The sequence below is a fragment of the Actinopolymorpha sp. NPDC004070 genome, assembly GCF_040610475.1.
In the GTDB taxonomy this organism is placed as follows: domain Bacteria; phylum Actinomycetota; class Actinomycetes; order Propionibacteriales; family Actinopolymorphaceae; genus Actinopolymorpha.
Genome location: NZ_JBEXMJ010000011.1, coordinates 168,365 through 194,210, shown reverse-complemented (window position 1 = coordinate 194,210; position 25,846 = coordinate 168,365). Strand labels below are relative to the sequence as shown.

Genomic DNA, 25,846 nt, shown 5'->3' with positions numbered 1-25,846 from the left:
CCCAGTCGAGCCTAGGGGCGTCCCGAGGTCGCCGGTGCCGCCCGCGGGGAGACTGACAGACTCGACCCGATATGAGCGACAGCGACAGCGACGACGGCAGACGCAGCCCAGCCCGCACCGACGGCAGCCCCGAGCTGGTCGGCACGGTCCTCGAACTCGAGATCGGCCCGGTCGCACACGGCGGTTGGTGTGTGGCCCACCACGACGGAAAGGTCGTGTTCGTCCGGCACACGCTGCCCGGTGAACGCGTCCGCGCCGAGGTGGTGGAGGAGACCGCGCGCCTGCTGCGAGCGGACGCGATCGAGGTGCTGGCCGCGTCGCCGGACCGGGTGACGCCGCCGTGCCCCTTCGCCGGGCCGGGCCGGTGCGGTGGCTGCGACTGGCAGCACGCGACCCTGCCCGCCCAGCGCCGGTTGAAGGCCGCGGTGGTGGAGGACCAGCTTCGCCGGATCGCCGGGATCGAGCGGTCGGTCGAGGTGGAGCCGGTGCCGGTCCCCGTCGAGGACGAGGACGCCGGTGAGTACGTCGCTGAGGACGCTGAGGGGGACGCCGACGACGGGCTCGGCTGGCGGACCCGGGTGCAGTTCGCGGTACGCCGGGACGGCGCGATCGGGTTCCGCCGGCACCGCTCGCACGACATCGAACCCGTCGACGAGTGCCTGATCGCCCACCCCGAGGTGGAGGTGCTCGGCATCGAACGGCGGCGCTGGCCCGGTGCGGCGCGGGTGGAGGGCATCGCCTCGGCCGCCACCGGTGACCGGGTGGTCGCGGTGTCCGGGCGCGGTCCCAGGGCGCGGGTCCGCGTACCCCGGCTGGCCGCCCCGGTGCGGGTCCTGCACGGCCAGCCCCGGCCGGGACCCGGCCTGCCGTACGTGCGCGAGGTCGCCGCCGGTCGGACCTGGCAGGTCAGCGGGGCGGGGTTCTGGCAGGTGCACCCGGGCGCGGCCCAGGCGCTCGCGGACGCGGTGCTCGCGGGACTGGCCCCGCGTACGGACGAGTCGGTTCTCGATCTCTACTGCGGCGTGGGGTTGTTCCTCGGTGCGCTCGCCGATTCGGTCGGACCGTACGCCCAACTGGTCGGGGTGGAGGAGAACGCGCTCGCGGTCCGCGACGCCCGGCACAACCTGCGCGACCTGCCCAACGCCGTTGTGGAGCAGGGGCGCGTCGACGAGGTGCTCAAGCGGCTCGACCAGGCCGACCTGGTGGTGCTCGACCCGCCGCGCGCCGGGGTCGGTGCCGACGTCGTACGCCAGGTCGCGGGCCTCGCCGGCCGGGGGATCGCGTACGTCTCCTGCGACCCGGCCACGCTGGCCCGCGACCTCGGCTACTTCGCCGAGCACGGCTGGGAGCCGGCCGGCCTGCGGGCGTTCGACGCGTTCCCGATGACGCACCACGTGGAGTGCGTGGCGATCCTGCGCCGGTCAGCGGCTCACGGCTGATTGCACCGGGCGAGCGTGGCCGCCCCCGGCCGAGCCGGGTCGCTTCGCACAGATCCTGGGTCGAGGTGGCCTCGTAGCCCTTGGCCCGGAAGGTGCGACACCGGTGGCCCGATCCGGAACCGCGGGGAGCGGTTCGGGTGTTCGTGTACGTTTCACCCGCCGTTCGCGAACGCGCGCGCCCCGGTGCACCGCCTAGCGTCCGGGCTGTGAACCCTCCCTCGAACCTCCCTGTCGCCCCGAACCGCCGCGCCTTCCTGCTGGCGTCCGCCACGGCCGCCGTGGCCGTCACCCTGTCGGCCTGCTCCGCCGGCAGCGGGAACGACGAGGGTGGTGGGAAGGGTGGGGGAAAGACCTCGAAGGACACCGCGAAGGACGCCGCCACCACCGGCAGGGCGAGCCGGAAGGGTTCGGCCACCACGCCGATCAGGCCGCCGGCGAAGTTCGCCGAGGCACCCGACCTGGCCGCGAAGGTGAGGGCCGGAAGCCTGCCGCCGGTCGCGAAGCGGCTGCCCACCTCGCCGTACGTCGTACCCCACCGGTGGGTCACGCCCGGCAAGTACGGCGGCAACCTGCGGATGCCCACCACCGACCCGGCCGGGGCGTCCAACAAGGAGTACATGTACGGCCACTCCCTCCTGCGCTGGCTGAACGACGGCCGCGACGTGGGCCCGGGACTCGTGCAGGAGTGGGACTCCAACGCCGACGCCTCGGAGTGGACCTTCCTCTTCCGCAAGGGCCTTCGCTGGTCCGACGGCAAGCCGTGGTCGACGGCGGACATCATGTTCTGGTGGGAGGACATGGTCCTGAACAAGGACCACTCCGAGGCGCCGCCGGACGAGACCAAGGGTGCGGACGGCGAACTCGTGAAGATGTCCGCGCCCGACCCGCAGACGCTGGTGCTGCGGTTCACCACGCCCGCCCCGCTGACGCCGTTTCACCTTGCCCGGTGGGTGAACGGCAACGTCGGGCCGGCCTGGATGGCGCCCAAGCACTACCTCTCCCAGTACCACCCCCGCTACAACCCGAAGGTCGGCGCCGACTGGGCGGCGGCCGGTGGGAAGTTCGACCGGCTCCGTGACTACGGCACCAACCCGGACTGCCCGACGATGAACGGCTGGAAGGTGCGCTCCTACCGCGAGGGCCGCAGCGCGGTGTGGGAACGCAACCCCTACTACTGGTGTGTCGACACCGACGGCAACCAGCTTCCCTACCTCGACACGGTGACCCTCGTCTCGGTCCAGGACCTCGAGGTCACCAAACTCCAACTGCAGCAGGGAAAACTCGACCACGCGCACGGGCCGTTCCTGTCACTGACCCTGGGCGACGTGTCCGGGCTGAAGCAGACGCAGAAGCGCACCGGCCTGGAAGTCCTGTTGTGGGACGGGGGTTCGGGCACCGGGTCGATCTTCTTCTTCAACTACGACTACAAGGACGACAAGCTGCGGCCGCTGATCCGGGAGCCGAGGTTTCGCCAGGCGCTGTCGTACGCCTTCAACCGGGCCGACGCCCGCAAGGCGATCTACTTCAACACCGGCGAGCTCACCACCGGCACCTACAGCCCCAAGGCGATCGACCTGCAGGGAAGTGCGCAGGCCAAGCACGCCTACACCGGTTGGCGGGACAGCTACGTACGCCACGATCCGGAGAAGGCGAAGGCGATCCTGGACGACCTCGGCGTCGTGGACCGTGACGGCGACGGCCTGCGCGAGCTTCCCGACGGCGGAAAACTCGTCGTACGCCTGGACTATCCGGCGGGCACCTCACCCGAACACATCCACAAGAACGCACTGCTGGAACGTGACTGGCGGGCCATCGGCATCGCGGTGAAGCAGAATCCCGTTGCGCCGGACGCGTTCTCGATCAAGTGGCAGGCCGGTGAGCTGATGACCACCACGGCCTGGGAGAACGGCGGCGGTATCCACGAGATCCTGGTGGAGCCGCAGGTTCTCGTACCCCTGGCCGGCTTCGCCGACTGGTGGGCTCCGCTGCACGCCAACTACCACGCGATCCGCAACACGCCCGAAGCGGCGAAGGTGAAGAACACCGACCCGTACGAGCGGAAGCCGCCGAGCATCGAACCCGAGAAGGGCGGACCGATCGCCCGGCTGTGGGAGCTGCACGACCGGGCGAAGGTCGAGCCGGACGCCCTGCGCCGTTACCGGCTGGTGTGGGAGATGGTGAAGGTCCACGTGACCGATGGGCCGTTCTTCATCGGGCCGGTGGCGAACACTCCGGTGCCGATCCTTGCGCACAAGGACCTGCGCAACGTGCCGCGACGGGACAACCTTGCCCTGAACGGGTTTGCCGGACCGTGGAGCCATCCCACGCCCGCAGTGTACGACCCGGAGACGTGGCACTGGACAAACCCCGACCAGCACACCGCCTGACCGGACGACACCTGACCAGTGCCGCCGGCGCGGGGGGCCTGCTCAGTCGGCCGGCCGGTCCGGAACGCGTAGATCGGAGGGACGCAGCAGGAGCGCAGCCGTTGCGTACAACGTGATCGCGGCGCCCACGCCCGGCAGCAGCGTCCACAGGGCGGTGTTGCCGGACAGCGGCGCCGCGATCGCGGTGGCGACCGCGATCGCGCACATCGCGAGCCCCGTCGCGTCGTAGAGGCGTACGCCGAACAGCCGGCGCAGCGGGAAGAAGTGGATGCCGACGCCGAGGCAGACCACCGGCGCGATGACCTCCGGGTGGCCGGTACGCCCGAGGATCGCGGACACGACGAACAGGCCGAGGAACTCCGCGCCGACCACGATGCCGAAGGTGCGTCCCACCCGCTGCGACTGGTAGTCGTCCCGTCCCGGGCGCAGCGACGCCGACCGCCGGAACGCGAGGACGGCCCAGCCCGCCAGGCCGAGGAAACACAGGGCGCTGACGATGCGCCCGGCGTTCTGGATCGCGGGCGGCACACCGGTGGACGGTCCCCAAGCGGTCCAGACGAGCGCGAACGCCGACATCGCCACGATGCCCACTGCCCGCCCGCGCACCTCCGGCCGGGCCAGGCCGGCAGCCGGTGCGTCCGCCCCGAACGGCGCGGTGTTGTGTCCCCCGGTCGGCTGCGCGCCCATCCGCGCGCCCATCTGCGCGCCTGTCTGCGGCTCGGCGGCACCCGGGCGGTGCGGAGCGTGTTCGGTCATGATTCGTCCCCCGAAGTGTGTTTCCCGACACCCTAGGGGACCGGGCGTCAAGGTCTTGTTGCGGACCGCTCTGGATTGTTCGGAAATTCACAAAGTCGGCGTGGCCAGTTGCAGGAAGGCGATCTTGGGTATGTGCTGGGGGTGAGGTCGCGGTCGGTACCACCCGATGGCCGCGTCACGGGAAGGGAGACTTCCGTAATGGCTGCAGGCGACAAGATGAAGCACAAGGCAGAAGGCGCCAAGGGCAAGGCCAAGGAGAAGACCGGCGAGGTCACTGGCGACGACCAGCTGCGTGACGAGGGTCGCGCCGACCAGGCGTCGTCGGGCGTGAAGCGCGCCGGCGACAAGGTGGGCGACGCCGCCGAGGACGCCAAGGACTCCGTGAAGAAGGCATTCGACAAGGACAAGTGACGCCGCACGGTCGGATCACGTCTTTACGTAACGGACGGGTGTCCCGCGCCGACCGGTGCGGGACACCCGTTTCGCATGGACGGGCCGCCGGAATCCCGGTCGGTGTCCGGGCGCATCCGTGCGGTGTGCAGGCGAAAAGTACCGGTGGGATCCCCGAGAGATTTCCGGTGCGGCCGGCCGCTCACCGCCCCCGCTCGTGCCTGGTCGCGCCGACCTTCGAATTGGCCTATGGTTTGCCGACGGTATGGCAATCGGGGGGACAACAAGGTCCAGTTTTCCCAGCCACGAGGTGGTACGTATGGGTATCGGTGCGAGCATTCTTCTCATCGCGGTAGGCGCCATTCTGGCGTTCGCGGTCGACTTCAACATCTCCGGCCTCGACATCCACGTGATCGGTTGGATCCTCATCGTCGTCGGTGTGATCGGCCTGATCATGACCGCGCTGATCTGGGGCCCCCGCCGTCGCCGTGCGGCCGCGGCTCCCACCAGCCGGGTCGAGGAGCGCCGGGTGTACGACGACGGGCCGCCAGCCGTCTGACCCCCTTCACGACCGGGGGCAGGTCACGCCTGACCTGCCCCCGGCACAGTCATGCCCGCAGGTCGAGCCCTTTTCGGGACAAGCCGGACAACAACGGCACTGACTGTGTACGGACAACCTGAGCCCGGAACGACACGCTCGAGCAGAAGAGAACAGGGGTGGGAGCGCGGATGAACGCGCAGGTGAGAAGCGGTGAGAACGCGGGCCGGCAGGCCCAGCAGGCCGCTGACAGCAAGCCGGTGAGGATGCTCGGACGGGTCGGACTCGCCGCGTACGGACTCGTCAATCTCCTGTTCGCCTACCTCGCGGCGAAGGTCGCCTTCAGCGGCGGCGGTGGCGGCAACGCCAGCAAGCAGGGAGCGCTGCAGACGCTGGCGAGCCAGCCGGGTGGTGGCGTCCTTCTGTGGGTGATCACCATCGGCCTGGTCGCACTGGCGGTGTGGCAGCTCACCGAGGCCGGCGTCGGATACGGGTACGCCGACTCCGGCAAGCGCCGGACGTTCCGCCGGCTCGGTAGTGCGGGCAAGGCGATCGCGTTCGCCGCGCTGGCGTTCAGCGCGGGCAAGATCGCGGCCGGCGGCAGCGCCGGCTCCGGAGGCAAGCAGAAGACCATCACCGCGAAGGTCATGGAACTCCCCGGCGGCCAGATCCTGGTCGGACTGGTCGGGCTCGGCATCATCGCCGGTGCGGGATACCTCGCCTACCACGGCTGGAAGAAGAAGTTCCTGGAGGACCTCGACCTCGTGCGGGCGAGCCTGGGCACCCGCAAGACTGCGATCCGGCTCGGACAGGTGGGATTCATCGCCGTCGGTGTCGCGTACGCCCTCGTGGGTGTGCTGGTTCTCGCCGCGGCGGTGACGTACGACCCGAAGAAGTCCACCGGCCTGGACGGCGCGCTGCAGACGCTGGCGAAGCAGCCCTACGGCCCGGTGCTGCTCGGGCTGATCGCGCTCGGCGTGGCGTGCTACGGGATCTACTGCTTCTTCGACGCCCGCTTCCGCAGGAGCTGAGCTTCACCCAAGGGATCGACAGCGACCGACGGGCGGGTCTCCTCACGCCAGGTGAGGAGACCCGCCCGTCGACGTGTCCGCGGCCGCGTCGGCGCCGGCCAGCGGGCCGCTCGGGAGATACATCCGCCAGGCGCCCGGCAGGACCCGCCACGAGGAGTGCCGCCGTGGCCCGGTCACTTCGCCGTCGGCGTTGATGAAGAACTCCTCGCCGGACACCACGACCTCACGTCCCCGAAGCGCCACGACGTCGTCGCGTCCGGTGTGCCGGCCGCGGGTCAGGTGCAGGGCGTAGCCCATCCGGGCCAGCCGGCCCACCGAGTGCGACACCACGACGTCGACCTGTCCGTCGTGCGGGACCGCGTCGGGGGACAGTTGTGCGGTGCCGCCGGCGATGCTCGGCGCGTTGGCGAGCCCCACCATGAGGGTCTTCCGCCGGGGCCGGGCGACCGTGCGCCCGTCGACGACCACGGTGAGCCGCCATCCCTTCGTACGCAGGCCGGCGACCACGGCGCCCAGCGGAAATGCCAGCGGACCGAGCCGCGGCTTCAGCGGGGTCGCCGCCTGGGCGGCTTCGGCGCCGGCACCGACGTGGACGGCGTTGACGACCACCCCGCCGGTGTCGTCGGCGATCAGGTCCATCGCCCGCAGCGAGCCGGCGCGGATGACCTCGGCGGCCTTCGCCGCGTCGAGCGGGAGGTCGAGCCCGCGGGCGAGGTCGTTGCCGGTCCCCAGCGGGATCAGGCCGACCGGGGTGTCGGCGAGCTCGCCACGGGCGTACAGCGCGGAGATCGTGGTGTGCAGCGAGCCGTCGCCGCCGACGACCACGACAGGCCGGCCGGCGCGGGCGTCCAGGCATTCCTGGAGGTGGTCGCGGCTCTCGCAGTAGACCAGCTCGGTCGGTGCGGCGCCGCGGAGCACCTCCAACGCCTGCTCGATCGCGTCGGGTTCGGTGCTGCCGGCGTCCTTGTTGGCGATGACCAGCATCTGCGACCCATCCTTCGTCCCGTCCCGCGGCCCACCGGCCGGTGAGTCTGGGTGTGCCGCAGCACACCCTAGGCTTTCGGCCGCACCGAAGCGCGACCGCACCGAACCGCCGTACGGAAACAGCATGATCGTCCCGGTGCTCGGCTGTCGACGCCTTCCGCGTGCCGCCTGCCGGGTCGCCGTCCGGCGTCGTACCGTGCCTTACGGTGAGGCGCCGGACGGACGCGGATGCCCGCCACAAGCCATGGCAGAGGCCAGATGACGAAGCCCGCGGTACTCACGGGCTGGCGCCGGACGATGGTGGCCCGCGACACCGGTGAGGAACACCGCGCCGCCACACCGCTGGAGCTGCTGTTCGACCTGTGCTTCGTCGCCGCCGTCGCCCAGGCCGCGGCGCACTTGCACCACTCCGTCACGGTGGGCCATGTCGGCGCCGGTGTCACTGGCTATCTGATGGTGTTCTTCGCGATCTGGTGGGCGTGGGTCAACTTCACCTGGTTCGCTTCGGCGTACGACAACGACGATGTGCCCTACCGGCTGGCCACCATGGTCGAGATCGCAGGCGCCCTGGTGATCGCCGCCGGAGTTCCCAGGACGTTCGAGTCCCGAGACTTCGTGGTCATCTTGCTCGGCTACACCGTCATGCGGGTCGCCCTCGTCGGGCAGTGGCTGCGAGTGGCTGTGGAGGTGCCGACTGTACGAGCCACGGCGTTGCGGTTCGCCGCAGGCCTGAGTGCGTGCATGGTCGGGTGGGCGCTGCTTCTGCTGCGGCCGGACTGCCCGGTCTGGGCGTTCGTCGTCATGGTGGCGGCCGAGTTGGCGGTTCCCGTCATCGCCGAGAGCGCCGGGCGCACGTCGTGGCACCCGGGCCACGTCGCCGAGCGATACGGCCTGTTCACGCTGATCGTCCTCGGCGAGGCGATCCTCGCCGCGACGGTCGCGGTGCAGACCGCGATCGACGCCCGCCGGGTGGCAGGTGGCCTGTACGTACTGGTTTTGGGCGGGCTGCTGATCGTGTTCGGTATGTGGTGGCTGTATTTCTCCAAGCCGGCGCAGGTGTTCCTGACGTCCGTCCGGGAGGCATTCGCGTGGAGCTACGGCCACTACCTCATCTTCGCGGCGGCGGCCGCGGTCGGTGCCGGGCTCGGCGCCGAGGTGGACCGGGTGTCCCGGCAGGAATCGGTGCCCTCGCTCACCGCCGGCGCGGCGGTCACCGTCCCGGTCGCGGTGTTCCTGTGTGCGTTGTGGGCTCTGCACGTACGACCGCACCGGCTCTCCGCCACCCGCAACGCGGTCTACCCTGGCACCGCCCTTCTGGTGCTGGGGTCGACGTTCACCGGAGCTGCCCCGCTGGTCACCGGCCTGCTGCTCCTGGCCCTGGTCAGCACTGCCGAGACGTTGGCCCGTCGTGATGCAGCGTCAACCTCATCTTGACGTCGGCGTTTCTGTCCGTCACCATTGGCCCGTCGCGGCCTGGAGAAGCAGCGCAGTGCCGGCGACGCACACCCACAGCAGCGCGCCGAGGAGCAGCGGCCGGGCCCCGGCCGTGCGCAGTTCGCCCAGCCGGGTGCCGAGTCCGACCGCCGCGAGTGCCGCCGTCACGAGGAACGCCGCGACGTGGCCGAGCGGTTCGTGGACGGTCGCGGGCACCAGCCCCAGGCTGTTGGCGCCGGCGGCGACGGCGAACAGTACGACGAAGGCGGGTACGACCTGTCGCAACCGGAACGCTCGCGGACCGGGGGTGGCCGTCCCGTCGCCCGAAGTGGAACCACCTGCTCCGGTGCCGGTGCCGGCGCCGGTGCCGGCGGCTCTGGCGGCACGTGCCTGGACGAACGCGAGACCGAGCGTGAGCGGGACGATCGCGAGGGTGCGGGTCAGCTTCACCACCACGGCGTGGGTCCCGGCGGCGGCACCGAACGCGTACCCCACCGCCACGACCGAGGACGTGTCGTTGACGGCGCTGCCCGCCCACAGCCCGAAGCCCGCGGAGGACAGGTCGAGCAGGTGGCCGAGGACGGGGAAGACCACCACGGCGGCGATGTTGAACGCGAAGATCGTGGCGACTGCGTAGGCGATCTCGGCCTCGGTGACGGCGATGACGCCTGCCGTGGCGGCGATGGCGGACGCTCCACAGATCGCTGTTCCGGCGCCGACGAGCGTGCGCAAGCCACCGTTGACACCGAGGGCGCGACCCAGCAGCGGGGTCGCGACCAGAGCGACGCCCAGCGTCCCCGCCAGCACCGGCAGCGAGGCCAGGCCGGTGTCGGCGATCTGCCGTAGCGACAGGCTGGTGCCGAGTACGACCACGGCGGCCTGTAGACACCAGCGCCCGATCCGCGCCAGCAGGGGTCGCAGCCGGGCCACCGGAGGGCAGGTGCTGGTGAGGAGTACGCCGAGCGCCAACGCCACCACTGGTGCGCCGACCACCGGGACGTGCCCGCCGAGGACCGTGGCCACCAGCGCGGTCGCCAGGATCGTCAGGACCGCGAGACCCGCCAGGAGCGCTGTCGTGCGGGGTGCCGCGGCGGCGTGCTTCCTGTCCGCACCCACCTGCGCGGTGGGTTCCTGGACGGTGGGGTTCCGCACATCCGTGGCCACGCTGCCCCTCTCTCTCCGATCTCCTGTTTCCGGCCAACTGGTTTTCCAGGCCGACCGGTTCTCCTGGCCGACCGGATTCCGGACCTACCGGTGCAGTTCCCACGATGCTGGTCAGCGGGCGCCGGCGGTAGCCGTCGTTTGCCGGGCAGGTGATAAGGCCGACTTATAGCCGTGCGCCCGGACGCCTATGCTCGCGGTGTGCTCGAACTCCCCGAGGTCGCGACGCTGCACCTGCTGGTCACGGTGGCGGAGACCGGGAGCCTGCGGCAGGCGGCCGGTCTGCACGGCATCAGCCAGCCGGCGGTGAGCCAGCGGCTGCGGGGACTCGAACGCCGCCTGGGGCTGCGCCTGCTCGAACGCTCCACGGTCGGTTCGACGCTCACCCCGGCCGGCGCCGCGGTGGTCGACTGGGCCCGGCCCGTCCTGGAAGCATCCCGCGAACTCGCCCTCGGCGTCGCCGCCCTGCGCGCGGAACAGTCCGGTCGGCTACGGCTGGCGGCGTCGATGACGGTCGCGGAGTACCTCGTGCCCGGCTGGCTGGCCCGGCTGCACGCCGCCGAACCCGACCTGGACGTCGCGCTCCGGGTCGGCAACTCCGAGCAGGTCGCGGCGATGGTTCGCGACCGGCGCGCCGACCTCGGCTTCGTCGAGGGAACCTCCGCCCCGACGGGCCTGCGGTCCCGCACCGTCGGTGCGGACGAACTGCTGGTCGTGGTGGCGCCGGGCCACCGGTGGACCCGGCGGGCGGCGGGGGTGCGCCCGGACGAGCTGGCCGCGGCCCGGCTGGTGCTGCGGGAGGAGGGGTCGGGTACGCGGGACGTGTTCGTCCGCCGCCTCGCCGTGGCGGGCCACCGTGTCCACACCGGTCTCGAGCTCGGCTCCACCACTGCGATCAAGGCAGCGGTGATGGCCGGGGAGGGGCCGGGTGTGCTCAGCGCGCTCGCGGTCGGCGCGGAGCTCTCCGACGGACGGCTGGTGGCGGTGGCCGTACGCGACCTGCGGTTCGAACGCCGGTTCCGCGCGGTGTGGCTGCCCGGCCGCGACCCCAGCGGTCCGGCCGCACGCCTGCTGGCGACCGCAACGAGTTCGCCGGGCCGGCGGCCCCGGAGGGCGCCGACCCGGCGAGGGTCGTAGCGGAAAGGTCGTAGCGGGAGAGGCGAGCCGGGCGGGCTCGTTCAGGTTCAGAGCACGTCGTGACCAGGGTGCGGCTGGGCCGGGATGGTGCCCAGCCGGCCGGCCTGGAAGTCCTCGAAGGCCTGCAGGAGCTCCTGCCGGGTGTTCATGACGAACGGGCCGTACGCCGCGACCGGCTCCCGGATCGGCTGCCCGCCGAGGACCAGCACGTCCAGCGCGGGGCTGCGGCTCTCCTGGTTCTGGTCGGCGTCCAACGTCACCACGTCACCGGGACCGAACACCGCGAGCTGGCCGCTGCGGATCGGGCGCCGGTTGGCGCCGACGGTGCCGGTGCCGTTCAGGACGTACACCAGCGCGTTGAAGTCGGCCCGCCACGGCAGCCTGACCTGCGCGCCGGGGGAGACGGTCGCGTGCAGCAGGGCGATCGGCGTGTGGGTGACGCCGGGGCCCTTGTGCCCGCCCACCTCGCCGGCGATGACGCGCAGCAGCGCGCCGCCGTCGTGGGAGCTGACCAGGCCCACGTCGCCGCGGTGGATGTCCTGGTAGCGCGGCGCGGTCATCTTCAGCCGCCCCGGCAGGTTGACCCACAGCTGGAAGCCGTGGAACAGGCCACCGCTCATCACGACCTCCTCCGGCGGGGCCTCGATGTGCAGGAGGCCGCCACCGGCGGTCATCCACTGGGTGTCGCCGTCGCTGATCAGGCCGCCGCCGCCGTTGGAGTCCTGGTGGCGCAGCGTGCCGTCGATCATGTAGGTCACGGTCTCGAAGCCGCGGTGCGGGTGCCAGGGCGTTCCCTTGGGCTCACCCGGTGCGTACTCCACCTCACCCATCTGGTCCATGTGGATGAACGGGTCGAGCTTGCTCAGGTCGACGCCGGCGAACGCCCGGCGGACCGGAAAGCCCTCGCCCTCGAACCCGGTCGGGGCGGTCGTCACCGACGAGACCTTCCGCTCGGTGACGGTCGCGGGGTCGACCTTGGGCAGGCGAGGCAGCACGAGGATGTTGTCGACGCTGACCGCGGGCATGGTCACTCCTTGGGTCGGTGGGGGCCTGCCGCCCGACTGGCGGCCGGTCCTGCCACGAGGAACGATAGTTGAAGCGTCAACATTCCCGCTACCCCCGCTCCCTCCGGCGGCGCGGCCCGTAACAGCGCCGGACACCGGCTTGGCCGGGAATGCGCCGGTGTGGTGCACTCCAACCGCGACCGGGGGTGCAGGTGACCCCCGGACCGACACGCAACGCACCCGGACGGCGGAGGAGATCGCATGCGCGCGGCCCTGTACACCGGTGACCCGAACCTGATCGTCGAGGACCGCGAACGGGTTCCCCCCGGGCCGGGCGAGGTCGAGATCGAGGTGGCGTACGCCGGAATCTGCGGCACCGACCTGCACATCCGGCACGGCGCGATGGACCACCGCGTGCCGGCCAAGGCGGTGCTCGGCCACGAGTCGTCCGGCCGGATCGCCGCCGTGGGCGAGGGCGTCGAGGGCCGGCAGGTCGGCGACCCGGTGACGGTGATGCCGCTGCGCTGGTGCGGCACCTGCGCCGCGTGCCGGGCCGGCCACACCCACGTGTGCCAGACGCTGAAGGTCATCGGCGTCGACATCCCGGGTGCCATGCAGGGGAGCTGGACGGTGCCCGCGGACGTCGTGGTCGGACTGCCCGCCGGCCTGCCGCTGGACGTCGCCGCGCTGGTCGAGCCGACGGCGGTCGCGGTGCACGACGTACGCCGGTCCGGCCTTGCCCCCGGCGAGAAGGCCGTCGTCGTGGGCGGCGGGCCGATCGGGGTGCTGATCGCCCGGGTCGCGCAGGCGCAGGGAAGTGATGTCGTCCTCCTCGAGCTCGACCCGCACCGCCAGGCGACGGCCGAAGCGCTCGGTCTCACCGTCGTCGACCCGAGCCGCACCGACATCGGCGCGTACGTCGCGGACTGGACCTCCGGCGCGGGCGCCCCCGTCTCGTTCGAGGTGTCCGGAGCGCCGGCCGGCGTACGGACCGCCACCGACGTGCTCGGCGTACGCGGCCGGATGGTGGTCGTGGCCATCCACTCCGAGCCCCGGCTGGTCGACCTCAACCAGGTCTTCCTGCGGGAGCTTTCCATCCTCGGCACCCGGGTCTACGCCCGCGACGACTTCGAGTACGCCGTCCAGCTGGTGGCCGACCGGCAGGTGCCGGCCAAGGAGCTGATCTCGCGGGTGGTCCCGCTGTCCGGTGCGAGCGCGGCGTTCGACGCGCTGGAGTCCGGCGGCGGTGTGATGAAGGTGCTGATCGACTGCCAGGACGCCTCGTGAGTGGTCCTTCCGGTGCCCCGGCCGGCCCGGGCGGGATCTTCGACCTGACCGGGCGGCTGGCGCTGGTCACCGGCGCCAACCGCGGGCTCGGGCTGGCGATGGCCCGGGCGCTGGCCGCCGCCGGCGCGGACGTGATCGGGGTGAGTTCCAGCCTGGCGACCAGCGGCAGCGAGGCCGAGCACGTGGTCACCTCGCTCGGCCGCTCCTTCGAGGGTCACCGGGTCGACTTCGCCGACCGGGCAGCTGTCACGGAGTTCGCGCGCGGTCTCGCCGACCGGGACCGCCCGGTCGACATCCTGGTCAACAACGCCGGCACGATCCGCCGATCGCCTGCCCTCGACTACGCCGATGCCAACTGGGACGAGGTGCTCGCGGTCGACCTGACCTCGCAGTTCGCCCTCACCCGCGAGCTCGGCCGGCCGATGGTGCGCCGCCGCGCCGGGAAGGTGATCTTCACCGGCTCGGTGCTCAGCTTCCAGGGCGGGATCAACGTCGCCGCGTACACCGCGGCGAAGAGCGGGCTGGCCGGGCTGACCCGGGCGCTGGCCAGCGAGTGGGCCCCGTACGGCGTGAACGTCAACGCGATCGCGCCCGGCTACTTCGCCACCGACAACACCGAGGCGCTACGCAACGACCCGGACCGCAGCCGGGCCATCCTGGAGCGGATCCCCGCCGGGCGCTGGGGGCGCCCGGACGACCTCGCCGGCGTGGTCGTCTTCCTGGCGTCCTCCGCCTCGAACTACGTGTCGGGTGCGGTCGTGCCGGTGGACGGTGGCTGGCTGGCACGCTGATCCGATTCCCGAGGCCGGCATTCGATTCCCGGCCGGCGCTTCGTCCCCGACCGGCGTACCGGCCGATCCCGGGCGTACGCGACGATTCAGTATTTGCTTAATTCAGTGAGCGCTGTACCTTGACTGCGTGCTCACGTCGTCGCCCGAACCCCGTCGACCGCAGGCCGCGATCGGCCCGGCTGACGTCGACGCGATGTCCCGGCTCGGCCGGGCGATCGCCGACCCCACCCGGTGCCGCATCCTGCTCGCCATGGTCGCCGGGCCCGCCTACCCGGCCCAGCTCGCCGAGACGCTCGACCTGACCAGGCCGAATGTCTCCAACCACCTCACGTTCCTGCGCGGATCCGGCCTGGTGGCGGCCACGCCGGAGGGCCGCCAGGTCCGTTACGACCTGGCCAGCCCGCACCTCGCGCACGCACTGGTGGAGTTCCTGGCCGTGGTCAACGAGGGTGCCGACCAGGCCACCTGCGCGGACGCCGGCGTACCCGACCGGGCCGACGTACGCGACCGCTCCGTTGAGCCGGCGCCCGGCTTCGTTCGCTCGGCCCGTCCGCACGAGAGCCTTCCCGCCAGCGGACACGAGCCGGCGCGGACGCAGGAGTCCGGACCGGTCCGCGCGCACCGTCCCGGTCGCACCGGCCATCGGGCCCCGCGCGGGGAAGGGGCCAGCTGATGGCCGCCGGACACGGGCACGGCCACGGGCACGGCCACGCCGCTCCGCGGGGGACCGCGACCGGCGGCCACCGGCGCCGGCTGATGCTCGTCCTGGCGTTCACCGCGTCGGTCCTGATGGTCCAGGTCGTCGGCGCCATCGCCTCGGGCTCGCTGGCGCTGCTCGCCGACGCGGGCCACATGGCGGCCGACTCCGCCGGCATCGTGCTCGCCCTGGTGGCGGTGACGCTGGCCCAGCGCGCGCCGACCAGCCGGCGGACGTTCGGCTGGCAACGCGCGGAGATCCTGGCCGCCGCGACCAACTCGGTGATCCTCTTCGGCCTCGCGCTGTACATCCTGGTGGAGGCGGTGCAGCGACTGTCCGAACCGCCCGAGGTGAAGTCGGGGCTGATGCTGGTGGTCGCGCTGGTCGGCCTGGCCGCCAACACCGCGTCCCTGCTGCTGCTCCACCGGGCGCAGTCGGACTCCCTCAACCTCCGCGGTGCCTACCTCGAGGTCCTCGGAGACCTGCTCGGGTCGGTCGCGGTGGTGGTGGCGGCGCTGGTCATCACGCTGACCGGCTGGCAGCGCGCGGACGCGGTCGCCTCCGGTCTGGTCGCACTGATGATCCTGCCCCGGGCATGGGGGTTGTTGCGGGAGGCGATCGACGTTCTCCTGGAGGCGGTGCCGCGCGGCGTCGACATCGAGGCCGTACGCCACCACATCACGCACGTGCCCGGTGTGGTGGACGTACACGACCTGCATGCCTGGACGATCACCTCCGGCCTGCCCGTCCTGTCCGCGCACGTCGTCGTGGACGAGGCGACGATGGCCGGCGGCCACACCGGACGAGTGCTGGACGCGCTGTGCACCTGCCTGGCCGGGCACTTCGACGTGGAGCACTCGACGTTCCAGATCGAGTCGGCCACCCACCGCGAGCACGAGAGCCCGGTACACGACTGACTCTCGCGGCCAGAGCGCCGCGCATCACCTCGCGCCGGGCTCGGCAGTTCGCCGATTCTCTTCCCGGGAGAATCCGTGAGCCGGGAAGCGCCGGCGCCTCGCGCCGGGCTCGTTTGTCCCCCGATTCTTCCGCGGAAAAACCCGCAGCCCGCGCCGGTGCGCGCTGCCCGGCCGCGCCGCGCGGAGCCGTCTCGTACATGAGGGATCCCTCGTCAAGTTGGGTGGCAAATTTGCGGAAACCGGTGCTGACCGGCATTGGAGCAGGTGACCATGGGGTACAGCACGAGATCGGAAGGCGGCGTCAATGCCGGAACCACACGGGTTCGAGTTCGCCGCGGCACAGGGGTCTCCCGGGCCCTCGTGCACCGCGCCGGACCCGGACGTCGGGAGGGGCCAGGTCCGCGATCCGCTGGTCTTCTGCGTGAGTGGGGGGACCGGTGGGTTCGGTGGGGCGTACTGGGTCGACGACCGGATGGACGAGTCCGGACGGGAGTACGGCCCGGAAGAGGTGACGCCGTAGCCACGCCGATACGATCATCGGCTGGTACGCCGAGGCGCGGCGCGCGCCGTAGCACCGCCGACCGCGGAGTCGCCCGACGACGAAAGTCGAAGGAGTTCGAAGAAGTTCGCAGCAGCGCAGCACCCGGCAGCATCGCACCACCGGAAGTTCCCGCGCACCGCCGCACCTCGAACCACCGAACGCCCCGCACCGCCGCAGCAACCGCACCAACGCACCGACCGCACATCCGCCGGGCCGCCGCATCGCCCGGTGCCGGCACCCTCGTCGAGCCCGTGCTCGGAGGGTCCAGATCGCCCGCCTCCGCGATCTGGGCCGTCCCGGCCCGGGTTCGTCATTTTCGTGCATGTTGCGTGCAACGAAACGGTGCACGAACGACTTAACTCTTGACGCCATTCCCGCCAACTGCGACTGTTTTCCAACGTGGGAGATCACTAATGTCGCCGACGGGCCGTCGGCAGTGTCAGCGTGCTTTCCCGCGTCGGTCGACGTGACCGGGAGTACGCACGTATGCCGTCAGCTGTGATCGATCCGGCTGGCGTTTCTTCCTCGGAGGTGTGTTCGCATGACCCCGACACAGCCGGCCGGCGCCTGGAGCCGACGTACCTTCCTGCGCCGTACAGGTGGGCTCGCAGCCCTCGGCGCGTTCGCCGCGGCCTGCGGCGGAAACACCGGACGTCCGGCGGGTGGCGGCGGTGGCGGTGGGGGTGGCAACACGCAGTTGTCACAGTGGTACCACCAGTACGGCGAGACCGGCACGAAGGAAGCAGCGCTGAAGTACGCCAGGGCGTACAAGGACGCAGCTGTCAACGTGCAGTGGACACCAGGGGACTACGCGTCGAAGCTCGCCTCCGGACTGCTCTCCGACAAGGGCCCGGACATCTTCGAGAGCCAGCTCAACATCGCCATGGTGCAGAGCAAGCAGGTCGTACCCCTCGACGACATCATCAGCGACGTCAAGGACGACTTCAACGCCAACGACATCACCACCAACACCGTCGACGGCAAGCTCTACGGCATCCGGATGATCGACGACCCGCAGCTCATCTACTACCGCAAGAGCCTGCTGGACAAGGCCGGACTCAAGCCGCCGACGACGATCGACGAGCTCATCACCGCTGCGAAGGCCCTCACCAACAAGAACATGAAGGGCCTGTACGCCGGCAACGACGGCGGCCTAGCCATGGGCGGGCCCGCGTTGCACTCCTCCGGTGGCACCTACCTCACCCAGGACCACAAGCCCAACTTCACCGGCGAGCGGGCCCTCGAGGCGTACTCCAAACTGCACGAGCTCTACGCCAGCAAGTCGTTGTTGCTCGGCGCGCCCACCGAGTGGACCGACCCGGGTGCGTTCATCAACGAACTCGCCGCGATGCAGTGGCTCGGCCTGTGGGCGATGCCCGCCATCCTGAAGAAGTTCGGCGACGACGTGGGCGTGATGGCGTTCCCGAAGCTGGACGCGCAGGGCAAGGACGCGGTCTACTCCGGCGGCTGGACGCAGTTCGTCTCGGCGAAGAGCAAGAACGTCGAGGCCGCCAAGAAGTTCGTCCGCTGGCTGTGGATCGACAAGACCGACTTCCAGGAGGACTGGTCCCTGAGCTACGGCTTCCACATCCCGCCGCGCAAGAGCCTTGCGGCGAAGGCGAAGAAGCTGCAGTCCGGCGCGGCCGCCGAGGCGGTGAAACTCGCTGCGGACAACGGCTTCACCGACAACCCGGCCTGGACACCGAAGATGGGCACCGCGTTCGGCGACATGCTCACCAACATCATCAAGAAGGGCGCCGACCCGGTCGCGGAGGCCGCGAAGGCGGAGAAGACCACCAATGCAGAGCTCAACCGGCTGTTCGGCTGAGGGGCGATGAGCGCCGTCACCGAGCCGTCCACCGCGGACGGCACCACGTCGGCGGGTGGGGGGAGGCGCCGCGGCATCCGCGGCACCTCCCTCGCCTTCTGGCTCTTCGTCGGGCCGTTCCTCGTCGGGCTGTTGGTCTTCGGCTACGTGCCGATCCTGTGGAGCCTGTTCCTCAGCTTCTTCGACGCCCGCAACACGGTCACGCCGACCGACTTCGTCGGGCTGCGCAACTACGCGGACATGCTGACGGACCCGAACTTCCTGTCCAGCATGGTGACCTTCACGGTGTTCGCGGTGTTCATCGTGCCGCTGACGTTCGCGTTGTCGCTCGGGCTGGCCCTGCTGGTCAACGGCGTGCGGGTGGCGCGGGCCTTCTTCCGTTCGGTGTTCTTCCTGCCCACCGCGTGTTCGTACGTCGTGGCCTCGCTGATCTGGAAGCTGTCCATCTTCAACGGCGTGCGGTTCGGCCTGGCCAACACCGTCCTGAGCTGGTTCGGCATCGACAACATCGCCTGGCTGAGCACGGTCGACCCGCCGTGGTACTGGATCCCGCTGGTGACCGTGCGGCTGTGGCTGCAGCTCGGCTTCTACATGATCTTGTTCATCGCCGGCCTGCAACGTATCCCGACCGAGCTCTACGAGGCTGCCTACGTCGACGGTGCCAAGCCGGGCTGGCAGGTGTTCCGCTTCATCACGTTCCCGCAGTTGCGGGCCACCTCGATCGCGGTGCTGCTGCTGAACCTCATCGCGGCCTACCAGGCGTTCGACGAGTTCTACAACCTCGTCGGCCAGGTCAACTACGCCCGGCCTCCGCTGGTGTATCTCTACAGCGTCTCGCTGGGCTCCATCCAGGACCTCGGCCGGGGCAGCGCCGGTGCACTCATCCTGGCGGCGATCATCATGATCCTCACGCTGGTGCAGAGCAGGATCTTCGGCTTCGGTAAGGCGGACTGATGGCGACCACGACCCAACCCGCCGTACGTTCCACCGGAACGCCGGTCCCGATCGGGCACCGGCGCGGCCCGATGGCGATGGTGGCCAAGGTCGCCCGGTGGGCGGCACTGCTGGTCGTCACCGTGATCTTCCTGGTGCCGTTCTACCTCATCGTGCGCAACGCGCTGTCCACCGACGCCGACATCACCGCGCCAGGCTGGACGGTGTTTCCGACCGCGCTGCAGTGGGGGAACATCGCCGAGCTCTTCAACGACACCGAGGTTCCGATGGCGCGTGCGCTGTGGAACTCCGCGGTCGTCGGCGTGCTCGGCACCGGAGGGCAGCTGCTACTGGCGGCGATGGCGGGCTACGGCCTGGCCCGGATCCCCAACCGCTGGGCCGACAAGATCTTCTACCTGATCGTGGCCACGCTGATGATCCCGGCGGCGGTGACGTTCATCCCGAGCTTCGTGCTGGTCTCCTCACTCGGCTGGGTGAGCTCCCTGCGCGGCCTGATCATCCCCGGGCTGTTCAGCGGGTTCGCGGCGTTCCTGTTCCGGCAGTACTTCGTCAACTTCCCCAAGGAGCTGGAGGAGGCGGCGCGGGTCGACGGCCTCGGCTACTGGCGGACGTTCTGGCTGATCGTGATGCCCAACTCGCTGCCGTTCTGCGCCGCGATCGCCGCCATCACCTTCATCGCCAACTGGAACGCCTTCCTGTGGCCGCTGGTGATCGGCCAGGACTCCTCGTCGTGGACCGTGCAGGTGGCGCTGTCGACGTTCGTCACCGCGCAGACCATCAACATCCACGAGTTGTTCGTGGCCGCCGCGGTCGCGATCCTCCCGCTGGTGCTGATCTTCGTGTTCCTGCAGCGTTATCTCGTGCAGGGCGTCACCGAGACCGGCATCAAGGGCTGACCAGCCGGGCCGTGAGCACCGGCAGCAGGTTCACGTAGTCGCGCAGCGAGACGATCTGCCCGTCGCGAGCACGCAGCACGTAGACGTACGACATCCGCAGCGGACGACCGGTCGGCAGGTGCGTGCAGTCGATGGCGTGCTCGACGACGATCACCTCAGGGTCGGTGGTGTCGTGGATGGTGACGTCGCGGTACGCCTCGAACCGGATCAGCTGCCCGGCGTTGCGGGAGAGCCAGGAGCGGACGGCCTCCCGGCCCTCCAGGCGCGCGGGGATCCCCGGCGCCCGGAACGGAAACTCCTGCACGCCGTCGGGCGCGAACAGGTCGGCCATCGCGTCGCGGGAGTTCGCCAGCACCGCCTGCTGGAAGCGGGCGAAGACGCCGCGCGGCCCGGCGTGCGGGTCCGGCACGTGCCCGGTGGCGTCGCCGGAGAGGAACGGCAGGCGCTCGCGCTCGCCGGGGTCCGCGCGCAGGTCGCCCCGCTCGTCGTGCTCCTTCGCCGCGGCGAGCAGTTCGTCGAACCGGCCGAACGCCTGGGCCATCGCCACCACGTCCTGGTACTCGCGGACGTGCACGACCTGCCCGCCACGGACGCGGAGCAGCACCAGCGCCGCACCCGACACGCGCTCGCCCGTGGCGGTGAGCGTCCCGGCGAGCTCGTACTCGACGATCGCCACCTCCGGGTCGAGGCTGTCGTGGATCGCCACGACGGGGACCTCCTCGATGCGCATCGGCAGCGCCGCCCGGCCGGCGCGCGTGAGCGCCTCGAGCCGGGATCTGCCCTGGAGTCGGCGCGGCCGGCCCGGCGGGTTGAACGGCCACTCGACCACGACGTCCTCGGCCTGGTCGCCCGAGTCGTCGGTGGTGCCGGACAGGACGGACCGGCGGAACCGCTCGAACGCGTGGCGTGGGGTCAGGTCCGGTTTCGCATCCGGGTGCAGATCAGGCATGTCGACGCTCCCTGTTCACTCAACATGTGTTGAATCTCAACGAGCGTAGAGCGAAATCCCGGCTTCGGTCAACGCCGGTAGAGTCACGAGAATGAGCGCCGACCGTCCACGGCAGAGCCGGGCCGAGCGCCGCCGGCAGACCGAGGAGCGGATCCTGGCCTCGGCGCGGCGGGAGTTCGCCGAGCGCGGCTACGAACGCACCACCATCCGGGGCGTCGCCGGTGCGGCCGGGGTCGACCCCGCGCTGGTGATGCAGTACTTCGGTTCGAAGGACCAGCTGTTCCGGCAGGCCGTGCACGTAGCGGCAGGTGAGGAGCTACCCGCCGAGCCGGCCGAGTTCGCCGAGCTGCTGCTGTCGATCCTGGGCGTCAAGCTGAGCGGGCAGCCCGCCAGCATGCCGCTGCTGCGGTCGGCGTTCACCCATCCGGAGGCGACCGAGGCGGTACGGGAGTCGCTGGCCAGGCAGATCGCCCAGGGCGCCGCCGCGATCCCCGCCGACGACCCGGAGCTGCGGTCGGCCCTGCTGGTCGCGGTGCTGCTGGGGGTCACCACCGGACGTCACCTGCTCGAACTCGACCACCTGCGCGACGCCTCGCCCGAACAGATCACCGAACTGCTGCGGCCGGCGTTCCAGGCGCTGATCGGCGGCCCCGCGGACTCCGGAACCGGGCCGGACGCCTGACGGGGGCGTGGTGGCGGCGTGACAGACTCCGGTGTCATGTCCGCCCCACAGACCCCGTCCGGCTCGCCCACGCCCGGTTCGCCCGGCTCGAACTCCCCGGTCAGCTTTCGCCTGCGCCCGGCGCTCGGTGCACGCATGCTCGGCATGGCCTGCGTGTGGCTCGCCCTGGTCGTGGTGCTCGAGGCGCTCCGACGAGGCGTACCCGCGATCGACGGCACCGTCGTCGTGGCACTGGAGTGGATCTTCTTCGCAGTTTTCCTGATCGTCGTGGCGCTGGCTGCCTGGTCACTGCTCAGCCGGCGGTCGGGCCTGGTGCTGTCGGAGGAGGGCTTCGTCAACCGGACCAACTGGCGCCGCGACAGCGTGCGGTCGGCGCGCTGGTCGGAGGTCGCCGACGTGGGCCGGTCCGACAGCGCGACCGGCCCGGTGTTCGTCGTCGCGCTGGCCGACGGCCGGCGCAGCCTGATCGCCGCCCGCCTGCTGGACGCCCCCGTCGGCTCGCTGGAAGAGCAGTTGCAGGGCCGGCTGAACACCGCGCACGGCTACCGCCCGCTCAACGGGTGAAGCGCCGACTACGCCCGCACTACTGAACCGGGCGGTACGCGCAGGCGTCGGCGAGGGAGTCGGCCGGCGCGTTCGGGTCCGGGGTCGCACTGCCGGAGGGTGTGGGCGTCGGGGTGGGCTTCGCCGTCCGGTTGGTCGCCGGCTTCTTGGTCGGCGGTGCCTTCTCGCTGGCCGCGAGCGCGGTCCTCACCCGCTTGTGGATCAGCTTGTAGTCGGGGTTCCACGGCTTGATGATCTTGTTGGTGAAGGCGATGCTCTTGACGTCGCCGCCCTTCACCTTCATCGACAGGTCGACGAACGCCGGGAGCAGCGAGCTCGGGATGTCGGTGAGCACGATGTGCTTCGACGTCTTCGCGATCGCTTCGTACCTCGTGAGGACCGTGCCCGGGTTGGCCTGGTCGATGATCGCCTTCATCGCGCACCGCTGGCGCAGCATCCGCTGGTAGTCGTCCGCGCCGTAGCGGCCGCGGGCGAACCACAGCGCGTGGTAGCCGTCCAGGTGCTGGTTGGGGCCCGGGTGGAGGTAGCCCGACGGCTTGATGCCCTCGTCGGTGGCGCCGCCGATGGCCACCCGCTCGTTGATGTTGACGGTGATCCCGCCGAGCGCGTTGACCAGCTGCGCGAAGCCCTGCAGGTTGATCAGGACGTAGTAGTCCAGCTTCAGCCCGAGTGCCTCGCCGACGGCCAGCTTGGTGGCGTCGGCGCCGGGGTTGTCGCTGTCGAGCAGGCCCGGGTGCTGGGCGGGGACGTTGCGGTAGATCGAGTTGATCATCCACTCCAGCTGGTCGCCCGGCCCGGCGTAGACGCCGCCCTTGTACGCCTTGGCCAGCGACGAGCCCGGCGGGAACGGCACCTTCTCCAGGTTGCGCGGCAGGCTGAACAGCACGGTGTTGCCGGTGTGGGTGTCGATGCTCGCGACCTGGATGCTGTCGGGGCGGATGCCGGCGCGGTCCTTGCCGCCGTCGCCGCCGAGCAGCAGGACGTTGACGCGGTCCTGTCCGGCCCACGGGTCGGCGGCCGTGACGTTCTTGGGCCGGGTGGCGCTCCGGCTCTCCGTACCGGCGAAGACGTCCTGGACCACGCCGCGCTGCACCTGCGCGTAGCGACCGCCCACGGCGAGTGGGGTGAGCACGGCCAGCACCAGGAGGGTGACGAGGGCCGAGCCGAGGATGCGCTGCAGCGCGCTGACGCTCCAGGGCCGCAGCGAACGGTAGGTGAGGACGATCACCACCATCCAGGCCAGGCCGATCACCGGCAGGACGATCCCGATCACCCGGAGGGTGTCCGCCTGGACCAGCCAGTGCAGGACCGACCGACGCTGGGTGAGGCCAATCCAGGCGAAGACCGCGAGGAGGGCCACGGCGACAGCCAGCACCGCTGCTCCGAGGCGGCGGCGGCCGGCGGCGAGAAGGCCGAGTCCTGGCACGAGCGCGCCGGCGACCGTGAGCAGGAGGGCGCTGGTGAACGACATCGGCCGACGACGTCGCCGGTCGGTCACCGGCGGCCTCGACGACGTGCCGTGGTCGTCCCTCACCAGCTCAGACATGGACCGTATTCAATCCCACGCGGACCCCCGTCCATGACCACCCTCGGATGCGGATGTGCGGGCTCTCACCCTGGCACGACGTGCGAGCAGTGCCCGGAGTTGCACCTATGGGTGCCTTATCCGGTCTGCTCGTGCCGCAGGGTGTGCCGAACTCCACGTGCTGCTCCAGTTGGTGGACAGGCTTGGTGACAGGTTGATGCCCGTTTTCGGTACGTTTTCTCCGGTTCAGCCCGCGCAATCGGCCGGTTTCCCGGCATAGGCGACGTGCACCCGGATCTGCGCACGGTACGCCACCACCCTGAGATTGACCATCTGACCTCGTGGTTCGCCGCTTGTGGCAGGTCGCTTTGCCCGGCTCCGCCCCGGCCCGCTACCCTGATGCGGCGTCCTGGCTCTGCCAGGCGAGGGGAGGCGTCGCCTAGTCCGGTCTATGGCGCCCGCCTGCTAAGCGGGTTGAGGGTTCATCCCCTCTCGCGGGTTCAAATCCCGCCGCCTCCGCCCTCACCACGGCACAACGCCCTCGGCGAAGCGCCGGGCCCAGACCTCACCGAGAGTGCGGGGCCCGGCGCTGTCGGCCTTACCGATTGCTCCTCACCGCAGCGGCTCGGTCACCCGCGGTCGGATCGGTGTCCGCATTCGGACGCGCAACGTACCCTGCGTAGCTCGTACTTGTATGTGGCATTACCGTGCCTTTGCCATGACAGACGATCTCGCCTTGACGTCCGCTCCGCCCGCTGACGGGTGGAGGCTGCCGACCGGCACCCGGTTGCTGCACATCGGACCGCACAAGACGGGAACGACCGCCGTGCAGGCGGCGCTGTTCGAGATCCGCGAGGAGCTGGCCGGCCGGGGCATCTACTACCCGAGCTACGACCGGCATCCCATGCACGCCGTGCTCGCCGTGACCGGTCGGCACTCGATGATGGGTGACGACCCGCCGAAGCAGCGGCACTGGGACCGCCTGCTCAACGACATGCTGGTCTCGGAGGCACAGACCGGCGTGATCAGCAGCGAGTTCTTCTCCGAGGCCGGACCGGAGGCGATCGCCCGGATCGTCGAGGACGTCGGTGGTGAGCGGGTGCACGTCGTGGTGACGCTCCGGCCGCTGGTGAAGATCCTTCCCTCGCAGTGGCAGCAGTACGTGCAGAACGGGCAGCGGACGACCTACGAGAACTGGCTGCACCACATGCTGCGGGTTCCGCCGTACGAGGAGCCGAACCCCAGCTTCTGGCGCCGGCACCGGCACGATCGGCTGATCGAGCGGTGGGTCGACGTGGTCGGGCGCGACCGGGTGACCGTGGTCGTGGTCGACGACTCCGAACGCGACATGGTGCTGCGGGTGTTCGAATCGCTGCTCGGACTGCCGGACGGGACGCTCCCGGCGGTGCCGGTGGCGACGAACCGGTCGCTCAGTCTCGGCGAGATCGAGATGCTCCGGCGCTTCAACGTCGAGTTCCGCAGCCAGGACGATCTGCCGGACAACTTCTACTCCAGGCTGGTCCGGTACGGCGCGATCCAGCGGCTGAAGGAGGCCCGCCAGCCCGGGCCGGACGAGCCGAGGGTGACCACCCCGCGGTGGGCGCAGGAGGAGGCGGTCGCGATCGGCCGCGAGATCGCGAACTGGATCGCGGGCTCGGGAGTACGCGTCATCGGCGACCTGGACCTGCTGCACACGCAGTTGGCCGACGCCGCGGAGGAGCCGACGACGGCGGCGCTGGTGGACGCGGAGGCGGCGGCCCAGGCGCTCTTCGGCGCGATCGCCGCGGTGCCGACCCTCAACCCCGTACTGCCCCCCGCTCCGCCGGTGGTGAAGCCGCAGAAGGTCGGTGTGCCGGTGCACAAGGTTCGCTCCACCGAACTGGTGAGGATCCTGGGCCGGCGCGCCCGCAGGCGGCTCCTCCGCCGACGGGGCCGGTCGGCCGGTTCCTGAACC

The 25,846-nt window shown here is 70.8% G+C and carries 23 protein-coding genes, 1 tRNA gene and 1 pseudogene; 19 read left to right on the top strand and 6 right to left on the bottom strand.

What is annotated here, in order from left to right:
• Positions 1 to 71 precede the first annotated feature (71 nt).
• Both ABZV93_RS21030 and ABZV93_RS21025 read left to right on the top strand, forming a co-directional pair.
• Complete coding sequence (locus tag ABZV93_RS21030; protein ID WP_354938717.1) at positions 72 to 1,439, top strand: class I SAM-dependent RNA methyltransferase; 1,368 nt, start codon at positions 72 to 74, stop codon at positions 1,437 to 1,439.
• A 206-nt stretch (positions 1,440 to 1,645) separates the two neighbouring features.
• On the top strand, positions 1,646 to 3,826 hold the full coding sequence (locus ABZV93_RS21025; protein WP_354938715.1) for an ABC transporter substrate-binding protein: 2,181 nt from the start codon (positions 1,646 to 1,648) through the stop codon (positions 3,824 to 3,826).
• Positions 3,827 to 3,868: 42 nt separating this feature from the next.
• On the opposite strand, the gene ABZV93_RS21020 is transcribed toward ABZV93_RS21025, so the two are convergent.
• Entirely contained in the window at positions 3,869 to 4,582 is a 714-nt protein-coding gene (locus ABZV93_RS21020; RefSeq protein ID WP_354938713.1) for a hypothetical protein, read from the bottom strand.
• Positions 4,583 to 4,780: 198 nt separating this feature from the next.
• Here ABZV93_RS21020 and ABZV93_RS21015 point away from each other — a divergent pair, with 198 nt between their 5' ends.
• The 3 genes from ABZV93_RS21015 to ABZV93_RS21005 all read left to right on the top strand — a co-directional run bounded on the left by ABZV93_RS21015 (position 4,781) and on the right by ABZV93_RS21005 (position 6,541).
• Positions 4,781 to 4,993 (top strand): CsbD family protein, encoded by a 213-nt coding sequence (locus tag ABZV93_RS21015; protein WP_354938711.1) that lies wholly within the window; start codon positions 4,781 to 4,783, stop codon positions 4,991 to 4,993.
• Between the two features lie 298 nt (positions 4,994 to 5,291).
• Entirely contained in the window at positions 5,292 to 5,531 is a 240-nt protein-coding gene (locus tag ABZV93_RS21010; protein ID WP_354938709.1) for a DUF6458 family protein, read from the top strand.
• Positions 5,532 to 5,701: 170 nt separating this feature from the next.
• Positions 5,702 to 6,541: a DUF1206 domain-containing protein gene (locus ABZV93_RS21005; protein ID WP_354938707.1), complete on the top strand. Its 840-nt coding sequence runs from the start codon at positions 5,702 to 5,704 to the stop codon at positions 6,539 to 6,541.
• 42 nt (positions 6,542 to 6,583) lie between these two features.
• Here the strand turns inward: ABZV93_RS21005 and ABZV93_RS21000 are convergent, their stop codons facing one another.
• A complete protein-coding gene (locus ABZV93_RS21000) occupies positions 6,584 to 7,525 on the bottom strand; it encodes a diacylglycerol kinase family protein (protein WP_354938705.1) in 942 nt (313 codons plus the stop codon).
• 258 nt (positions 7,526 to 7,783) lie between these two features.
• On the opposite strand from ABZV93_RS21000, the gene ABZV93_RS20995 reads away from it, so the two are divergent.
• Entirely contained in the window at positions 7,784 to 8,959 is a 1,176-nt protein-coding gene (locus ABZV93_RS20995; RefSeq protein ID WP_354938703.1) for a low temperature requirement protein A, read from the top strand.
• Positions 8,960 to 8,977: 18 nt separating this feature from the next.
• On the opposite strand, the gene ABZV93_RS20990 is transcribed toward ABZV93_RS20995, so the two are convergent.
• Positions 8,978 to 10,123, bottom strand: coding sequence for a putative sulfate exporter family transporter (locus ABZV93_RS20990; protein WP_354938702.1), 1,146 nt, complete (start codon positions 10,121 to 10,123; stop codon positions 8,978 to 8,980).
• A gap of 198 nt (positions 10,124 to 10,321) precedes the next feature.
• On the opposite strand from ABZV93_RS20990, the gene ABZV93_RS20985 reads away from it, so the two are divergent.
• A complete protein-coding gene (locus ABZV93_RS20985; RefSeq protein WP_354938700.1) occupies positions 10,322 to 11,257 on the top strand; it encodes a LysR substrate-binding domain-containing protein in 936 nt (311 codons plus the stop codon).
• A 47-nt stretch (positions 11,258 to 11,304) separates the two neighbouring features.
• On the opposite strand, the gene ABZV93_RS20980 is transcribed toward ABZV93_RS20985, so the two are convergent.
• Complete coding sequence (locus tag ABZV93_RS20980) at positions 11,305 to 12,282, bottom strand: pirin family protein (protein WP_354938698.1); 978 nt, start codon at positions 12,280 to 12,282, stop codon at positions 11,305 to 11,307.
• Between the two features lie 240 nt (positions 12,283 to 12,522).
• On the opposite strand from ABZV93_RS20980, the gene ABZV93_RS20975 reads away from it, so the two are divergent.
• The 8 genes and pseudogenes from ABZV93_RS20975 (at position 12,523) to ABZV93_RS20940 (ending at position 20,172) form a co-directional block, all read left to right on the top strand.
• Positions 12,523 to 13,548 (top strand): alcohol dehydrogenase catalytic domain-containing protein, encoded by a 1,026-nt coding sequence (locus ABZV93_RS20975; RefSeq protein WP_354938696.1) that lies wholly within the window; start codon positions 12,523 to 12,525, stop codon positions 13,546 to 13,548.
• Entirely contained in the window at positions 13,545 to 14,339 is a 795-nt protein-coding gene (locus ABZV93_RS20970) for an SDR family oxidoreductase (RefSeq protein ID WP_354938695.1), read from the top strand. Before ABZV93_RS20975 ends, ABZV93_RS20970 begins: the two co-directional genes overlap by 4 nt.
• Before the next feature lie 193 nt (positions 14,340 to 14,532).
• Positions 14,533 to 14,760 (top strand): annotated as a pseudogene (locus ABZV93_RS20965) (metalloregulator ArsR/SmtB family transcription factor); the annotation flags it as partial.
• 251 nt (positions 14,761 to 15,011) lie between these two features.
• Entirely contained in the window at positions 15,012 to 15,953 is a 942-nt protein-coding gene (locus ABZV93_RS20960; RefSeq protein ID WP_354938693.1) for a cation diffusion facilitator family transporter, read from the top strand.
• Positions 15,954 to 16,257: 304 nt separating this feature from the next.
• Positions 16,258 to 16,473 carry a hypothetical protein gene (locus ABZV93_RS20955; protein WP_354938691.1) on the top strand — a complete coding sequence of 72 codons (216 nt, stop codon included), beginning with the start codon at positions 16,258 to 16,260 and terminating at the stop codon, positions 16,471 to 16,473.
• Between the two features lie 562 nt (positions 16,474 to 17,035).
• Positions 17,036 to 18,322, top strand: coding sequence for an extracellular solute-binding protein (locus ABZV93_RS20950; RefSeq protein ID WP_354938689.1), 1,287 nt, complete (start codon positions 17,036 to 17,038; stop codon positions 18,320 to 18,322).
• 6 nt (positions 18,323 to 18,328) lie between these two features.
• Complete coding sequence (locus ABZV93_RS20945) at positions 18,329 to 19,276, top strand: sugar ABC transporter permease (protein WP_354938687.1); 948 nt, start codon at positions 18,329 to 18,331, stop codon at positions 19,274 to 19,276.
• Positions 19,276 to 20,172 (top strand): carbohydrate ABC transporter permease, encoded by an 897-nt coding sequence (locus tag ABZV93_RS20940; protein ID WP_354938685.1) that lies wholly within the window; start codon positions 19,276 to 19,278, stop codon positions 20,170 to 20,172. Before ABZV93_RS20945 ends, ABZV93_RS20940 begins: the two co-directional genes overlap by 1 nt.
• On the opposite strand, the gene ABZV93_RS20935 is transcribed toward ABZV93_RS20940, so the two are convergent.
• Positions 20,162 to 21,121 carry a nuclear transport factor 2 family protein gene (locus ABZV93_RS20935; protein WP_354938683.1) on the bottom strand — a complete coding sequence of 320 codons (960 nt, stop codon included), beginning with the start codon at positions 21,119 to 21,121 and terminating at the stop codon, positions 20,162 to 20,164. The two genes, ABZV93_RS20940 and ABZV93_RS20935, sit on opposite strands and share 11 nt — an antisense overlap.
• Before the next feature lie 91 nt (positions 21,122 to 21,212).
• Between ABZV93_RS20935 and ABZV93_RS20930 the strand changes: the two genes are divergently transcribed.
• Together ABZV93_RS20930 and ABZV93_RS20925 are read left to right on the top strand one after the other, a co-directional pair.
• The gene (locus ABZV93_RS20930; RefSeq protein WP_354938681.1) at positions 21,213 to 21,803 is read left to right on the top strand and encodes a TetR family transcriptional regulator; all 591 of its coding nucleotides are present in this window, start codon (positions 21,213 to 21,215) and stop codon (positions 21,801 to 21,803) included.
• Positions 21,804 to 21,839: 36 nt separating this feature from the next.
• Complete coding sequence (locus ABZV93_RS20925; protein ID WP_354938679.1) at positions 21,840 to 22,367, top strand: hypothetical protein; 528 nt, start codon at positions 21,840 to 21,842, stop codon at positions 22,365 to 22,367.
• Between the two features lie 19 nt (positions 22,368 to 22,386).
• Here ABZV93_RS20925 and ABZV93_RS20920 read toward each other — a convergent pair whose 3' ends face one another.
• The gene (locus tag ABZV93_RS20920) at positions 22,387 to 23,913 is read right to left on the bottom strand and encodes an LCP family protein (RefSeq protein ID WP_354938677.1); all 1,527 of its coding nucleotides are present in this window, start codon (positions 23,911 to 23,913) and stop codon (positions 22,387 to 22,389) included.
• A gap of 407 nt (positions 23,914 to 24,320) precedes the next feature.
• Between ABZV93_RS20920 and ABZV93_RS20915 the strand changes: the two genes are divergently transcribed.
• Positions 24,321 to 24,411, top strand: a tRNA-Ser gene (locus ABZV93_RS20915).
• A 199-nt stretch (positions 24,412 to 24,610) separates the two neighbouring features.
• Positions 24,611 to 25,843 (top strand): hypothetical protein, encoded by a 1,233-nt coding sequence (locus ABZV93_RS20910; RefSeq protein ID WP_354938675.1) that lies wholly within the window; start codon positions 24,611 to 24,613, stop codon positions 25,841 to 25,843.
• Positions 25,844 to 25,846: the final 3 nt, after the last annotated feature.

What these genes read in the sequence shown, in the direction of transcription:
- ABZV93_RS20960 (WP_354938693.1), top strand. Translation starts at nt 15,012, where the DNA reads ATGGCCGCCGGACACGGGCACGGCCACGGGCACGGCCACGCCGCTCCG.
- ABZV93_RS21015 (WP_354938711.1), top strand. Translation starts at nt 4,781, where the DNA reads ATGGCTGCAGGCGACAAGATGAAGCACAAGGCAGAAGGCGCCAAGGGC.
- ABZV93_RS20940 (WP_354938685.1), top strand. Translation starts at nt 19,276, where the DNA reads ATGGCGACCACGACCCAACCCGCCGTACGTTCCACCGGAACGCCGGTC.
- ABZV93_RS20980 (WP_354938698.1), bottom strand. Translation starts at nt 12,282, where the DNA reads ATGCCCGCGGTCAGCGTCGACAACATCCTCGTGCTGCCTCGCCTGCCC.
- ABZV93_RS20935 (WP_354938683.1), bottom strand. Translation starts at nt 21,121, where the DNA reads ATGCCTGATCTGCACCCGGATGCGAAACCGGACCTGACCCCACGCCAC.
- ABZV93_RS20995 (WP_354938703.1), top strand. Translation starts at nt 7,784, where the DNA reads ATGACGAAGCCCGCGGTACTCACGGGCTGGCGCCGGACGATGGTGGCC.
- ABZV93_RS21005 (WP_354938707.1), top strand. Translation starts at nt 5,702, where the DNA reads ATGAACGCGCAGGTGAGAAGCGGTGAGAACGCGGGCCGGCAGGCCCAG.
- ABZV93_RS20945 (WP_354938687.1), top strand. Translation starts at nt 18,329, where the DNA reads ATGAGCGCCGTCACCGAGCCGTCCACCGCGGACGGCACCACGTCGGCG.
- ABZV93_RS21000 (WP_354938705.1), bottom strand. Translation starts at nt 7,525, where the DNA reads ATGCTGGTCATCGCCAACAAGGACGCCGGCAGCACCGAACCCGACGCG.
- ABZV93_RS20955 (WP_354938691.1), top strand. Translation starts at nt 16,258, where the DNA reads ATGCCGGAACCACACGGGTTCGAGTTCGCCGCGGCACAGGGGTCTCCC.
- ABZV93_RS20930 (WP_354938681.1), top strand. Translation starts at nt 21,213, where the DNA reads ATGAGCGCCGACCGTCCACGGCAGAGCCGGGCCGAGCGCCGCCGGCAG.
- ABZV93_RS21030 (WP_354938717.1), top strand. Translation starts at nt 72, where the DNA reads ATGAGCGACAGCGACAGCGACGACGGCAGACGCAGCCCAGCCCGCACC.
- ABZV93_RS20975 (WP_354938696.1), top strand. Translation starts at nt 12,523, where the DNA reads ATGCGCGCGGCCCTGTACACCGGTGACCCGAACCTGATCGTCGAGGAC.
- ABZV93_RS20910 (WP_354938675.1), top strand. Translation starts at nt 24,611, where the DNA reads ATGACAGACGATCTCGCCTTGACGTCCGCTCCGCCCGCTGACGGGTGG.
- ABZV93_RS20920 (WP_354938677.1), bottom strand. Translation starts at nt 23,913, where the DNA reads ATGTCTGAGCTGGTGAGGGACGACCACGGCACGTCGTCGAGGCCGCCG.
- ABZV93_RS21020 (WP_354938713.1), bottom strand. Translation starts at nt 4,582, where the DNA reads ATGACCGAACACGCTCCGCACCGCCCGGGTGCCGCCGAGCCGCAGACA.
- ABZV93_RS20925 (WP_354938679.1), top strand. Translation starts at nt 21,840, where the DNA reads ATGTCCGCCCCACAGACCCCGTCCGGCTCGCCCACGCCCGGTTCGCCC.
- ABZV93_RS20950 (WP_354938689.1), top strand. Translation starts at nt 17,036, where the DNA reads ATGACCCCGACACAGCCGGCCGGCGCCTGGAGCCGACGTACCTTCCTG.
- ABZV93_RS21010 (WP_354938709.1), top strand. Translation starts at nt 5,292, where the DNA reads ATGGGTATCGGTGCGAGCATTCTTCTCATCGCGGTAGGCGCCATTCTG.